Raw genomic sequence first — 12466 nt, forward strand, 5'->3', positions numbered from 1 at the left:
TCAGGGGGTGAAACGCCGATGCGCCGGATGCGCGTGCAAAGGCGGGGTGGCATTACCCCCTTGGGGCGGCTTCCTCCGCGGTGTCCGTGCCGGCGGCGCGGCCGCGGATCGCCGGCATGTGCAGCAGCAGGGCCGCACCCACGTACACCGACGAGAAGGTGCCCAGCAGGATGCCGAAGGCCAGCGCCAGCGTGAAGTCGAACAGCGCGCTGCCGCCGAACAGAAGCAGCGGCAGGATCGCCAGCAGCGTCGAACCGGAGGTGAGCACGGTGCGCGACAGGGTCTGGTTGACCGCTTCGTTGATCACCGACTTGAGGTCGAGCTGCTTGTAGCGGCGCATCATCTCGCGGATGCGGTCAAAGACCACCACCGTGTCGTTGATGGAATATCCCGCCAGGGTCAGCAGGGCGGCCACGGAGGTCAGGTTGAACTCCAGCCCGAACAGGGTGTAGAGGCCCAGCGTCACCACCACGTCGTGGGCGGTGGTGATCAGCGCCGCCACGCCGAACTGCCATTCGAATCGGAAGGCGACGTAGGCGGTGATGGCCAGCACCGCCAGCACCGTTGCGATGATGCCGTCGCGGAGCAGTTCGGCGCCGACCGTCGGCCCCACCAGTTCGACCCGGCGGTACTCCCACCCGCCGCCGAGAATCCCGCGCACCGTCTGGATGGCGGCTTGGTTGGCGGCGTCGCCCTCCTGCTGCTGGACGCGGATCAGGATGTCGCGCGGGCCGCCGAACTCCTGCAACGCCACCGCCCCGAGATTGGCGGTGTTGAGCTGCTGGCGCATGGCGGCGATGTCGATGTCGTGGTCGGACTTGGCCTCGATCAGGATGCCGCCGGCGAAGTCGATGCCCAGGTTCAGGCCCTGCACCGCCAGCGATCCCAGGGTCACCAGCAGCAGCAGGATGGAGACCGCGTAGGCGATCTTCCGCTTGCCGATGAAGTCGATGTTGGGACGGTCGGGGACGAGGCGCAGCAGACGCATCGGAACATCCTGGTCGTGGAATCGGGCGGGGCCCGTGAGGCCGGACGGGCAGGGCTTACCGGCTTTTGCGCCCCGGGGCAAGGGCGCAACGGCGCCCCGGCGGGCCGGAAAAGCCGGAAGGGGAAAATTATCCCGTTCGCACATGCCGATATGGGGATTTGCGGAATTCCACGCCGGCGCGTGCCGGAACCCCAGCCGGCGCTTGTCGCGGCCGAGCCGCCGCTCCCATAATGCGCGTCCGTTGCGTCAGCGGATCGGAGTCCGGAAGCGGCATGACCTTTGATCAGATCTTCGTGCTCGTGCTGCTGGCGGCGGTGCTGGTCGCCTTCATCCGGGAATGGGTCCCCCCCGACATCGTGGCCCTGTCGACGACGGCTGCGCTGCTGGCGGCCGGCGTGCTCAGCACGCGCGAGACGCTGGAGGTCTTCTCCAATCCCGGCGTGGTGACGGTCGGGGCCATGTTCGTGCTGTCGGCGGCGCTGGAGCGCACCGGCTGCATCGAGGCGCTGGGCGACGCGGCCACCCGCTGGGTGGGGCGAACGCGCGCGCTGGCCCTGCTGGGGATCGTCGGGCTGGCGGTGGTGGTGTCGGCCTTCATCAACAACACGCCCGTGGTGGTCATCCTTACCCCCGTGGTGATCCGCCTGTGCCAGCACCTCCGCATCGCCCCGTCGAAGATGCTGATCCCGCTGTCCTACGCGGCCATCTTCGGCGGCACCTGCTCGCTGATCGGCACCTCCACCAACCTGCTGGTCGACGGCGTGGCGCAGCGCCTGGGTCAGCCGGCCTTCGGTCTGTTCGAGATCGCGCCCCTGGGCATCGTGCTGGCGATCCTGGGGACCGCCTACCTGCTGCTGTTCAGCGACCGCCTGCTGCCCAACCGGGAAACGGTGACGTCGCTGCTGGACGAGCTGCCGCCGCGCCAGTTCCTGACGGAGATGATCGTCCTGCCCGACGCCGCGGTGATCGGCAAGTCCCTGGAGGAGGCGCGGCTGACCAAGCTGGAGGCGGGGCGCGTCATCGACGTGGTGCGCGGCGACGAGAGCCTGCGCCGGCAGCTTCCCTCCGTGCGGTTGCAGGCCGGCGACCGGCTGGTGATCAAGACCGGGGTGGAGGGGGTGATCGGCCTGCGCGAGCGGGCCGGCATCGGGTTCGAGCCGGACGACCGCTTCCAGGAGGTGGCGACCCGCCGCACCGTGCTGGTGGAGGGCATCGTCGGCCCGCGCTCCGGCTTCGTGAACCACCGCCTGTCGGAGTTCAACCTGCGCCGGCGCTACGGCGTCTACATCATCGCCGTGCACCGGCAGGGCGAGAACCTGCGCGGCAAGTTCGAGGACGTGCGGCTGGAGGTGGGCGACACGGTGCTGCTGGAAGGGCCGGCCGAGGGCATCCGCCGTCTGGTCGATTCGGGGGACCTCATCAACCTGACCCAGCCGGAGCACCACCCGCTGCGCACCGACAAGGCGTGGATCGCCGTGCTGGCCGTGCTGGCGGTGGTGGTGCTGTCGTTCTTCGAGGTGATGCCCATCGCCGGGCTGGCGCTGATCGCCTCGGTGGCGGTGGTGCTGGCGGGCTGCGTGCCCCACTCCGAACTCTACAAGTCGATCGAGTGGCGCATCCTCTTCCTGATCTTCGGCATGCTGCCGCTGGGCATGGCGCTGGAAAAGACGGGGGTGGTCGAACTGTTCGCCGTGGCGGTGGTGGCGCAGATCGGCCACCTCGGGCCGTGGATGGTGCTGGCGCTGCTCTACCTGCTGGCCACCATCCTGACGGAGGTGGCCAGCAACAACGCCGTCGGCGTGCTGCTGACCCCCATCGCCATCGGCATCGCCCAGCAGCTCGGCGTCGATCCGCGGCCGTTCCTGGTGGCCGTGATGTTCGCCGCCTCCGCCTGCTTCTCCACGCCCATCGGCTACCAGACGCACCTGTTCGTCTATGGCGCCGGCGGCTACAAGTACCTGGACTTCGTGCGCATCGGCCTGCCCCTCAACGTCCTGTTCTGGATCATCGCCAGCCTGCTGATCCCGGTGATCTGGCCATTCTGAACCCCGGCGTTCAGCCGCCGCTGACCGCGGTCATGACGTAGACCGCGGTTCCGGGGGCGAGACGCGTATCGAGGCGCGCGCGCGCGCCGTCCACGAAGACGTTGATGTGGCGGCGGATGGCCGGGGTGGTGTCGCACAGCCGGTCGCGCATGCCCGGCCAGCGCGCGTCGAGGGCGTCCATCATCTCCGCCACCGTGGCGGCGGGCACCTCCAGTTGCCGGGGGGAGCCGGGGAACAGGGCCACCAGCGGTGCCGGAAGGTGGACGGACACCGGACGGGAAGGGCTCGTCATGGCCTCAGTCCCCGATGACCAGCGTCTCCACCGACAGGATCGGCGGCAGGTGCCGGGCGATGCCGGTCCAGTGGTCCCCCTCGTCGGCGCTGGCGTAGAGGGAACCCGTTCCGGTGCCGAAATAGACCCCGGCAGAGGCCAGCCCGTCCGTTGCCATGGCTTGGCGCAGCACGCCGAAATAGGCGTTCTCCTGCGGCAGTCCGTCGCGCAGGGGCGTCCAGCTTTCCCCCGCGTCGCGGGTGCGCCACACCGCCGCGCGGCCGTCGGGCACGAAGCGCCCGGCCGAATCGCCGTTCAGCGGCACCAGATAGAGCGTCGCGGGATCACGGGGGTGGACGGCCGCCGGGAAGCCGAAGGACGAGGGCAGGCCGGCCTCGATGCTGGTCCAATGCCGGCCGCCGTCGTCGCTGCGGTACATGCCGCAATGGTTCTGCTGGTACAGCCGGTCGGGCAGCCCGGCCGCCATGGCCAGGCTGTGCACGCACTGGCCGTGCTCCGGATAACGCTGCCCTTCGGGCAGGAAGTCGCAACGGGTGCCCCGGTTGCGCGGCTCCCAGGTCTCTCCGCCGTCGGCGGTGTGGAAGACGCCGCCGGTGGAAATGCCCACCCACATCCGCCGCGGATCGTCGGGATGAAGGAGGACGTGGTGGAGGATCAGTCCGCCGCCGCCCGGCTGCCAGTCCGCCCGCGACGGGTGGTCGCGCAGGCCGGAGAGGTGCGTCCAGGTCCGCCCGCCGTCATCGCTGCGGAACAGCCCGGCGGGCTCGACGCCGGCGTAGAGCGCGCCGTGGCCGACCGCCAGGCTCCACACCGCCTTGACCGGCACCTCGCCCTCCGGGTACGCCAGACCGGCGCCGGAGTGGGTCCAGGTGGCGCCGCGGTCGTCCGATCGCCAGACCGCGGGGCCGAACCATTCGTTGCCGCCGCCGGCGTACAGGACGCCGGTCGCCGGGTCGGCCACCACGTGGTTGATGGGCCACGTTTCGCAGAACGGGCCGCGTTGCGTCCACGACCTCCGTTCGGCGTCGCTTTCCAGGATGAAGGCGCCCTTGCGGGTGCCGACGAGGACCAGGACCCGTGCCGCCATGCCGCTTCTCCCCTGCTGCTGCGTCACCCCGCCGCAGGTTTCACCCGATGGGGGGACTGGACAAAATATGTTGATATCAACATTATAAGACCATGTCAAAAGATCCCGATCTTCTGCCCTTCGAAACGACGCTGCGGGTGCGCGACACCTGCGTGTGCCTGCACGCCCAGCGCGCCGCCCGCGCGCTCGCCCGGCGCTACGACGAGGCGTTGCGGCCGCTTGGCCTCACCAACGGCCAGTTCTCGCTGCTGATGTCCCTCAATCGGCCGGAGCCGCCGGGAATGGGCAGCGTCGCCGCCCTGCTGGCGATGGACCGCACCACGCTGACGGCGGCTCTGAAGCCGCTGGAGCGTCGCGGGCTGGTGCGCGTTGCGGTGGACCCGGCGGACCGCCGCGGCCGGGTGCTGGCGCTGACACCGCAGGGGCGGGCCCTGCTGGCCCGGGCGCTGCCCCTGTGGGAGGCGGAGCAGGCGGCGACCGCCCGCATCCTGGACGAGCCGGCGCTCGACCGGCTGCGCGGCGACCTGCGCTCGTTGTCCTAAGGCTACCGGTCGGGCCCGGGGGGCAGCGCCCGGCCGACCAGCATGGCGGCCAGCCCGGCCGCACCGACGGCCGCAGCGGCGGCGGGCCAGCCGTGGGCCTCCACGACACCGCCGATGGCGGTGGGACCGACGACCTGGCCCAGGTTGCTCCCCTGCATCGCCAGCCCGACCACGATGGGCCCCGACGCGGCGGAAAGCGCCGCCCCGGGGGCGGAGGCCAGGATGGTGGCCGGGATCAGCCCGCCGACCGCCGAGAAGACCACGCAGAGCAGGAAGGCGGCTGCGTCCGGCAGCACCGGCAGGAAAATGCCCGGCGCCGTCAGGGCCATTGCCAGGGCGGCAGCGGAGATCAGCGTCCGCCGTCCGACGCCCCGCTTCAGCAGGACGCCGGCCGCGAGGTTGCCGGTCACGTTCGCGGCGGTTGCCAGGGCGGTCAGCAGCCCCGCCGCACCATGCGTCACGCCGATCCGCTGCATCAGCAGCACCGGGAGGAAGCTGAACAGGGCGAAGAACATCAGGCTGTAGAGCGCGAAGCCGGCCGCCAGCAGCAGCGGGGCCCGCCGCGAGGCCACCGCAGCGGTGTCGGCCGCGAGGCCGCGACCGGACGGCCGGCCGCCGGCCGGCGCGGCGGGAACGGCGAACAGCACGGCGGCACCGGCCATCGCAACGACACCGGCACCGCCCCACCACAGGGAGCGCCAGTCGGCAAAGTGCGGGCCGGCGATCATGGCGATGGCCATGCCGGCCGGCATGAAGCAGCTCCACGCGGCGAAGGCCGCGTTGCGCCCCGTGGGCGGGACCACGCGGTCCAGGACCGCCGGCCCGGCAACGGTGACCAGCAGGAATCCCAGCCCCTCGACAAACCGTGCCGCGAACAGCAGGGAGAGGGAGGTTCCCGCAGCACCGCTCGCCGCACCGGCGGCCAGGGCGGCCAGACCGGCCAGCAGCGTCCGGCGGTCGCCCGCCCGCACGGCCAGCGCTCCGGCGGGGATGCCGCCGACGAGGCCGAGGACCGCGATGACGCCGCTCAGCGCCCCCGCCGTCGCGAGGTCGATGCCGAGGTCGGCCTGCAACAGCGGCACCGCGATGGGGGCCTTGCCCACATGCACGGCGGCGGCGATACCCGCTGCCACCACGGCGGCAACCGCCGTCGACCGGCCGGTGCCAACGGCGCCCGCCGCGACCGGAGCGCTCATCACGCCACCCCGGGCCGGGCCGCGGCGAGGACCCCGGCGATCATCGCGACGTGGCGCCCCTGGAAGCGGGCACCGTCCAGTTCGTTGGCGGTGGGCCGGCGATCGCCGCCGCCGGGTCCCTCGGCAAGGGTCGACGCACCATAGGGCGAGCCGCCGGTGATCTCGTCCATCCGCAACTGGCCCTTGAAGCTGTAGGGCAGGCCGACCACGACCATGCCGAGGTGCAGGAGCACGATCTGCGTCGTGACGATCGTCGTCTCCTGGCCGCCATGCTGGCTGCCGGTGGACGTGAAGACGCTGCCGACCCGGCCGACAAGGGCATCGTTCGCCCACAGCCCGCCGGCTTGGTCCAGGAAGTTCTTCATCTGCGCCGCCATGGTCCCGAAACGGGTGGGCGTGCCGATGATGACCGCATCGTAGTCGGCCAGTTCGGCGACGCCGGCGATCTCCGTCGGGTCATGCGCGTATCCGGAACGCTGCGCCACCGCTTCGGGAACCAGTTCGGGCACGCGCTTCACCACGGCCTGCGCCCCCGCGTCGCGGACCCCTTCGGCCACGGCCGCGGCCATCTCCGCGATGTGGCCGTACGACGAGTAGTAGAGAACCAGCACCTTGGCCATCGTCACCCTCCGATGATCCCCGTTGATCGTCGGAAAGGAGATTGGCGTTGTCGGATGATCTCAGGAAGTGGCATAAGATCGATGAGTTCGATCTATGGCATCGATCATGCTGGACGCGCTGACGCTGGACCAGATGCGGGTCTTCGTAACCGTCGCCGAGAGCGGCAGCTTCCGGGCGGCCGCCGTGCGCCTGTCGCGCGTGCAGTCTGCCGTGAGCCACGCGATCGCGACGCTGGAGGGGGAACTGGGCACGGCCCTGTTCGACCGCTCCGGCCATCGGCCGGTGCTCACACCGGCCGGGCGGAGCCTCCTGGCCAACGCCCGTGACGTCCTCCTGCGCGTCGATGCCATGCGGGCGCGGGCCCGCGGCCTCTGCGAAGGGGTGGAGTTGGTTTTGTCCCTGACGGTCGACACCCTGTTCCCGCTCGCCCGCGTCGGCGCGGCGCTGGCGGCGATGGGGCGGACCTATCCCGCCGTCGACATCCGCCTGGACGTCGAGCCGCTGGGCGGGCCCGTCACGGCCCTGGTCGAGAAGCGCAGCACGCTCGCCATCCTGGTCGGGGAGGATTTCCGCGATCCGCGCATCGCGCCGGAGGCGATCGGGACGGTCGAATTGGTCGCGGTCGTTGCCGCGGGCCATCCCCTTGCCGCGCGGCGGGGCGACGATCCCGCGGGTCTGCCGGACCTGGCGGACCATGTGCAGGTCGTGCTGTCCGATCCGACACCCCTGTCGGAGGGGCGGAGCTTCGGCGTGCTGTCGCCGCGGACGTGCCGCGTCGGCGGGCAGGACGCCAAGCACGCCATGATCCTTGCGGGCCTCGGCTGGGGCCGCCTGCCGTTGTGGCTGGTCGAACGCGACATCGCCGGGAAGCGCCTCGTGCGCCTTGACGCGCCGGCACTGGGGCGGGACGGGCAGGTGGTCTCGGAAGCCTATCTGGCGCACCGCCTGGACGCGCCGCTCGGGCCCGCGGCGCAGGCGTTCCGCCGGGCGCTGCTCGCACCCGTGGACGGTCAGCCCGCGCGGTAGGGGTGTTCGGCCATCCAGTGGCGGGCGATGTCGATGCGGCGGGTGACCCAGACCCTGTCGTGCGACGCGACGTAATCGAGGAAGCGGGCCAGCGAGGCGGCCCGGCCCGGGCGGCCGACGAGGCGGCAGTGCAGGCCCACCGACAGCATCTTCGGCCGGGTCTCGCCCTCGGCGTACAGCACGTCGAAGCTGTCCTTCAGGTAGGTGAAGAACTGCTCGCCGCTGTTGAAGCCCTGGGCGGACGCGAAGCGCATGTCGTTGGCGTCCAGGGTGTAGGGCACGATGAGCTGCGGCCGCCCGTGGGAATCGTCCCAATAGGGCAGGTCGTCGGCGTAGGAATCGGCGTCGTAGAGGAAGCCGCCCTCTTCGGCGACGAGACGGCGGGTGTTGGGGCTGCACCGGCCGAGGTACCAGCCCAGCGGCCGCTCGCCGGTCACGCGGGTGTGCACCGCGATGGCGCGGGCCATGTGGGCGCGCTCCTCCGCCTCGGACAGGTGCTGGTAGTCGATCCAGCGCCAGCCGTGGGTGGCGATCTCCCATCCCGCGGCCTTCATGGCGGCCACCGCCTCGGGGTTGCGCTCCAGGGCCATGGCGACGCCGTAGACGGTGACCGGCAGGCTGCGCTCGGTGAACAGGCGGTGGAGCCGCCAGAAGCCCGCCCGCGAGCCGTATTCGTAGATCGACTCCATGTTCATGTGGCGCATGCCGGGGATGGGCTGGGCGCCGACGATCTCCGACAGGAAGGCTTCCGACGCGGTGTCGCCGTGCAGCACGCAGTTCTCGCCGCCCTCCTCGTAATTGATCACGAACTGCACCGCCACCCGCGCGCCGCCCGGCCAGTTGGCGTGGGGAGGCTCCGCCCCGTAGCCGATCAGATCGCGGGGATAGGCGGGCGTCACGGTGGTCGGAGTCATGATGGGGCGGTCTCGTCCGTAGGCTGGTCCTGGTGGATCTGGTAGCGCAGGATAACCGGCATCTGCAGCGCGCTGAACACCAGAGTGAGGGGCATGATGCCGAACACCTTGAAGTTCACCCAGGCGTCGGTCGACACGCTGCGCCACACGATCTCGTTCAGCACCGCCAGGGCCACGAAGAACCAGGCCCAGCGCAGGCCCAGGATGCGCCATCCCTCGTCGCGCAGGGCCATCACGGTGCCCAGCAGGTGCTTCAGCACGTTGCGGCCGAAGACGTGGGCGGTGAACAGGACGGTGGCGAACAGCAGGTTGACCAGCGTCGGCTTCAGCTTGATGAACAGCTCGTCGTTCATCCACAGCGTCAGCCCGCCGAACAGCAGGACGAAGCCGGCGCCGACCACCGGCATCACCGGCACCTTGCGTTCGGCGTGCCACGAGATGGCGACCGCCACCGTGGTGGCCACCATGAAAACCGCCGTTCCGGTCATGATGCCGTAGTTGGCGTTGGCGAAGAAGAAGGCCGCGAGCGGGCCGGCTTCCACGAGGAGACGGGCGATGGGGCTCATGCCCTTTCACATAGCCCGAAGAGGGGCGCCGTAAAAGGGGGCAACAGCATTAGAACAGCATCGACAACCGCAGCGACCCGTAGGAGGTGACGCCGTCCTGGCCGCGGAACTCCGGCGTGATGAAGCTGTGGGCATAGGAGATCCCGACCTCGCCCCAGCGCGCGGAGACGCCGATCTGGAGGCTGCCGACCAGGGTGTTGCGGTCGACGCTGTGGCTGGACACGAAGGTGTTGCCGTCCAGGAAGATGTTGCGCGCCACCGCCCGCACCTCGGTGGCGGCGTAGACGTACCAGGAATAGGGGGCCGGGTGCGCCCCCTCGTGGAAAGGAATGGCCGCGGTCGGCCGCGTCACCAGGGAGCCGAGGGGCGCCGGCATGTTCTGCCCCAGCCGCATGGTGAAGCCCGTGCCGGCGAAGGTCAGCACGTTGCCCAGCGACCCCGCGGCGTGGGGGGCGATGTCCAGGCTGAGGGGGCCGATGGACACCGGCGCCGGATCGCGCCAGACGTGCTCGTAGCTGAGGATGACGCCCGGCTCGTTGCGCAACTGGTTGTGCCAGCCCATCGGCCGCGTGGCGTCGGGCACGACGCGGTGCACCAGCTTCTGCGTCGGTTCGGCCAGCGACGCCGGCCCGACGATGCCCACGTCCAGGTCGATGCGGTCCACCGCCCGCGGCGTCGTGGACAACAGCGACAGGCGGCCGTACAGCCAGCCGGCGTAGGGCCGGTCGTCCGTGATCAGCTCCCGCCGGGTGAGGTCCTGCGGCGCGTACATCGCCTGGCCGAGGGCGAAGCCGTAGCGCCGGGCCGCGGGCTCTCCGGGGTGGACGAGGCGGTCGGCCAGCCAGTCCATGACCCCGAGAGTCGGCAGGGCGTCCGAGATGTAATAGACCTGCACGCCGTTGGTGTAGTAGCGGTCGGTGCCCGCGAACAGGTCGTTGTCCAGCCAGAAGCCGAACGCGGTCTGCGCCGCCGCCGGACCGGCGCCGCCGGCCGCTGCCAGTGCCACCGCCGCGCTCGTCCCCGCTGCCCGGATGCACGCCGCCCACCCGCCCATTCCCGTCGTCCCGTCCTGCCGCCATCGCGCCCCCCGCGAGATGGGCAGCCGGCAGCGCCGATGCAAACGGGAATGCGGGCGCGCTACTGGAACGGCACCTCGGCGAAGCTGCGCAGCTTGCGCGAATGCAGGCTTTCCAGGCCGTTCTCGCGCAGCAGTTCCATGGCCAGCACGCCGATCTTCAGATGCTGGTCCACCCGCTCGCGGTAGAAATGGTCGGCCATGCCGGGCAGCTTCAGCTCGCCGTGCAGGGGCTTGTCGGAGACGCACAGCAGCGTCCCGTAGGGCACGCGGAAGCGGAAGCCGTTGGCGGCGATGGTGGCGGATTCCATGTCCAGGGCGATGGCACGGCTCTGGCTGAAGCGTTGCAGCGGCTCGCGATGGTCGCGCAGTTCCCAGTTGCGGTTGTCGATGGTGGCGACGGTGCCGGTGCGCATGATGCTCTTCAGCGTGTAGCCCGACAGGCCGGTGACACGCTCCACCGCGGTTTCCAGGGCGCGCTGCACCTCGGCCAGCGCCGGCACCGGCACCCAGGTGGGCAGGTCGGCGTCCAGAACGTGGTCGTCGCGCACGTAGCCGTGCGCCAGCACATAGTCGCCGAGCCGCTGGGTGGACCGCAGGCCGGCGCAATGGCCCAGCATGATCCAGGCGTGCGGGCGCAGCACCGCGATATGGTCGGTGATCGTCTTGGCGTTGGACGGGCCGACGCCGATGTTGACCAGGGAGATGCCGTTTCCGTCGGGCCGCGTCAGGTGGTAGGCCGGCATCTGCGGCAGACGCAGCCGGCGGGTGATCGTCACGTCCTCCGGCCGGGCATCGGGATGGAGATTGGCGTTCAGGGTGACGATGTCCGACGGCTCGACGAAGCGGTCGTAGCGGCGGCGGTCGGCGGCGACGGCGGGGTCGTCGGACGGGGCCATGATCTCGTGCGCCAGCTTCACGAACTCGTCCACGTAGAACTGGTAGTTGGTGAACAGGACGAAATTCTGGAAATGCTCCGGCGACGTGGCCGTGTAGTGCTTCAGGCGATGCAGCGAAAAATCGACGCGCGGCGCGGTGAACAGGGCCAGCGGCCGCGGCTGGTCGGCCGCCGCCTCGTAGGTGCCGTTGACGATGGTGTCGTCCATGCGCGCCAGATCCGGCAGGTCGAACAGGTCGGGCAGGCGCATCAGCCGCTCGCGCGTCAGGTCCCCCTCGACGTGCAGGCCGCCGGGAAAGGCGAAATGGATGGGAATGGCCTCCCGGCTCACCCCCACCTCGATGGGCACCCCGTGGTTCTTCAGCAGCAGGGCAAACTGCTCACGGTAATAATTGTCGAACAGGTCCGGCCGCGCCAGCGTGGTGGTGTGCACCCCCGGCCCCTCGACGAAACCGTAGGACAGCCGTGTGTCCACCGCCGCGACCGTGTCCGTGGTCAGCGTCACGTAGGGATAGCCCGCGTGCACCCGCGCGTCCGGGTCCTTGCCGCGGGCGAAGGCGGTGAAGCGGTCGCGCAGCCAGGCTGCGTTGTGGTTCCAGATCGCCTGCACCTGCGCCAGCGCCGCGTCGGCGTCGTCGAAGGTGCCCACCGGGCCCGGAGGAAGTGGACCGGCGGGGACGGCGGCGAAGGGGTCGGTCATGACGGCTCCGGAACGGTTCGGCACTGCTGAACCAACACATGGCGCGCGCGGGGCGCCGCGGGAAGGAAAAGCTGTGCCGTCGACAGGGGGGAACCGCCATGCCTATACTATAGGTTGAATACATTCGTGGTGTGTGGCGACATGGCGGACGATGTCCCTGGCCGCTTGCAGCGGCTTGAAAACGGGCAAGACAGATTGCGGGCGGACGTAACGCACCCGGAGATCGGGCAGGGGGTGCTGCGCGCCGATGTCAACCGTCTCCGGCAGGGTCAGGACTCCCTGCTCACGGCGGTGGCCCGGCTGGAAGCCGGGCAGGACGCGTTGCGCGCCGACGTATCCGAGATCAAGGCGACGCTGTCGCAGCTCATTCCGATGATGGCGCGCATCGACCAGCGCCTGTTCGACACGCGGCGCCCGGCCGAGTTCCATGAACTGCGGGGCCGTGTGAAGGAGATGAGCCGCCGCCTGCCGACCACCCTCGGCTACACCCCGCCGGGGGGCAAGGGCGCAGCGTAG

13 protein-coding genes are annotated in these 12466 nt (G+C 70.5%); 4 read left to right on the top strand and 9 right to left on the bottom strand.

Features of this window, described 5'->3' with window-relative positions:
- Window positions 1-52: 52 nt before the first annotated feature.
- Entirely contained in the window at window positions 53-988 is a 936-nt protein-coding gene (secF, locus tag G472_RS0128380) for a protein translocase subunit SecF (protein ID WP_029011093.1), read from the bottom strand.
- Window positions 989-1260: 272 nt separating this feature from the next.
- On the opposite strand from secF, the gene G472_RS0128385 reads away from it, so the two are divergent.
- Window positions 1261-3033, top strand: a complete 1773-nt coding sequence (locus G472_RS0128385) for an SLC13 family permease (RefSeq protein WP_029011094.1) — start codon at window positions 1261-1263, stop codon at window positions 3031-3033.
- A gap of 10 nt (window positions 3034-3043) precedes the next feature.
- Here G472_RS0128385 and G472_RS0128390 read toward each other — a convergent pair whose 3' ends face one another.
- Together G472_RS0128390 and G472_RS0128395 are read right to left on the bottom strand one after the other, a co-directional pair.
- Window positions 3044-3325 carry a MoaD/ThiS family protein gene (locus G472_RS0128390; protein ID WP_029011095.1) on the bottom strand — a complete coding sequence of 94 codons (282 nt, stop codon included), beginning with the start codon at window positions 3323-3325 and terminating at the stop codon, window positions 3044-3046.
- Between the two features lie 4 nt (window positions 3326-3329).
- On the bottom strand, window positions 3330-4412 hold the full coding sequence (locus tag G472_RS0128395; RefSeq protein ID WP_029011096.1) for a sialidase family protein: 1083 nt from the start codon (window positions 4410-4412) through the stop codon (window positions 3330-3332).
- Window positions 4413-4504: 92 nt separating this feature from the next.
- Here G472_RS0128395 and G472_RS0128400 point away from each other — a divergent pair, with 92 nt between their 5' ends.
- Window positions 4505-4954 (top strand): MarR family winged helix-turn-helix transcriptional regulator, encoded by a 450-nt coding sequence (locus G472_RS0128400; RefSeq protein WP_029011097.1) that lies wholly within the window; start codon window positions 4505-4507, stop codon window positions 4952-4954.
- A 2-nt stretch (window positions 4955-4956) separates the two neighbouring features.
- On the opposite strand, the gene G472_RS0128405 is transcribed toward G472_RS0128400, so the two are convergent.
- The gene (locus tag G472_RS0128405; protein WP_029011098.1) at window positions 4957-6150 is read right to left on the bottom strand and encodes an MFS transporter; all 1194 of its coding nucleotides are present in this window, start codon (window positions 6148-6150) and stop codon (window positions 4957-4959) included.
- Window positions 6150-6770 carry an NAD(P)H:quinone oxidoreductase gene (gene wrbA / locus G472_RS0128410; RefSeq protein WP_029011099.1) on the bottom strand — a complete coding sequence of 207 codons (621 nt, stop codon included), beginning with the start codon at window positions 6768-6770 and terminating at the stop codon, window positions 6150-6152. Before wrbA ends, G472_RS0128405 begins: the two co-directional genes overlap by 1 nt.
- A 94-nt stretch (window positions 6771-6864) precedes the next feature.
- Between wrbA and G472_RS0128415 the strand changes: the two genes are divergently transcribed.
- Complete coding sequence (locus tag G472_RS0128415) at window positions 6865-7797, top strand: LysR family transcriptional regulator (RefSeq protein WP_211100272.1); 933 nt, start codon at window positions 6865-6867, stop codon at window positions 7795-7797.
- Here G472_RS0128415 and puuE read toward each other — a convergent pair.
- The 4 genes from puuE to G472_RS0128435 all read right to left on the bottom strand — a co-directional run bounded on the left by puuE (window position 7782) and on the right by G472_RS0128435 (window position 11950).
- The gene (puuE, locus tag G472_RS0128420) at window positions 7782-8711 is read right to left on the bottom strand and encodes an allantoinase PuuE (protein WP_029011101.1); all 930 of its coding nucleotides are present in this window, start codon (window positions 8709-8711) and stop codon (window positions 7782-7784) included. The genes G472_RS0128415 and puuE overlap by 16 nt on opposite strands.
- Window positions 8708-9277, bottom strand: a complete 570-nt coding sequence (locus G472_RS0128425; RefSeq protein WP_029011102.1) for a septation protein A — start codon at window positions 9275-9277, stop codon at window positions 8708-8710. Before G472_RS0128425 ends, puuE begins: the two co-directional genes overlap by 4 nt.
- A 49-nt stretch (window positions 9278-9326) precedes the next feature.
- Window positions 9327-10283: a lipid A deacylase LpxR family protein gene (locus tag G472_RS0128430; RefSeq protein WP_051341488.1), complete on the bottom strand. Its 957-nt coding sequence runs from the start codon at window positions 10281-10283 to the stop codon at window positions 9327-9329.
- 131 nt (window positions 10284-10414) lie between these two features.
- A complete protein-coding gene (locus G472_RS0128435) occupies window positions 10415-11950 on the bottom strand; it encodes an AMP nucleosidase (RefSeq protein ID WP_029011104.1) in 1536 nt (511 codons plus the stop codon).
- A gap of 234 nt (window positions 11951-12184) precedes the next feature.
- Here G472_RS0128435 and G472_RS0128440 point away from each other — a divergent pair, with 234 nt between their 5' ends.
- Window positions 12185-12466 carry a hypothetical protein gene (locus G472_RS0128440; protein ID WP_029011105.1) on the top strand — a complete coding sequence of 94 codons (282 nt, stop codon included), beginning with the start codon at window positions 12185-12187 and terminating at the stop codon, window positions 12464-12466.

Origin of the sequence: Azospirillum halopraeferens DSM 3675 (assembly GCF_000429625.1) — a bacterium.
GTDB lineage: Bacteria > Pseudomonadota > Alphaproteobacteria > Azospirillales > Azospirillaceae > Azospirillum > Azospirillum halopraeferens.

Coding starts and splice junctions, on each gene's coding strand:
- secF (WP_029011093.1), bottom strand. CDS start 988: ATGCGTCTGCTGCGCCTCGTCCCCGACCGTCCCAACATCGACTTCATC.
- G472_RS0128385 (WP_029011094.1), top strand. CDS start 1,261: ATGACCTTTGATCAGATCTTCGTGCTCGTGCTGCTGGCGGCGGTGCTG.
- G472_RS0128390 (WP_029011095.1), bottom strand. CDS start 3,325: ATGACGAGCCCTTCCCGTCCGGTGTCCGTCCACCTTCCGGCACCGCTG.
- G472_RS0128395 (WP_029011096.1), bottom strand. CDS start 4,412: ATGGCGGCACGGGTCCTGGTCCTCGTCGGCACCCGCAAGGGCGCCTTC.
- G472_RS0128400 (WP_029011097.1), top strand. CDS start 4,505: ATGTCAAAAGATCCCGATCTTCTGCCCTTCGAAACGACGCTGCGGGTG.
- G472_RS0128405 (WP_029011098.1), bottom strand. CDS start 6,150: ATGAGCGCTCCGGTCGCGGCGGGCGCCGTTGGCACCGGCCGGTCGACG.
- wrbA (WP_029011099.1), bottom strand. CDS start 6,770: ATGGCCAAGGTGCTGGTTCTCTACTACTCGTCGTACGGCCACATCGCG.
- G472_RS0128415 (WP_211100272.1), top strand. CDS start 6,865: ATGGCATCGATCATGCTGGACGCGCTGACGCTGGACCAGATGCGGGTC.
- puuE (WP_029011101.1), bottom strand. CDS start 8,711: ATGACTCCGACCACCGTGACGCCCGCCTATCCCCGCGATCTGATCGGC.
- G472_RS0128425 (WP_029011102.1), bottom strand. CDS start 9,277: ATGAGCCCCATCGCCCGTCTCCTCGTGGAAGCCGGCCCGCTCGCGGCC.
- G472_RS0128435 (WP_029011104.1), bottom strand. CDS start 11,950: ATGACCGACCCCTTCGCCGCCGTCCCCGCCGGTCCACTTCCTCCGGGC.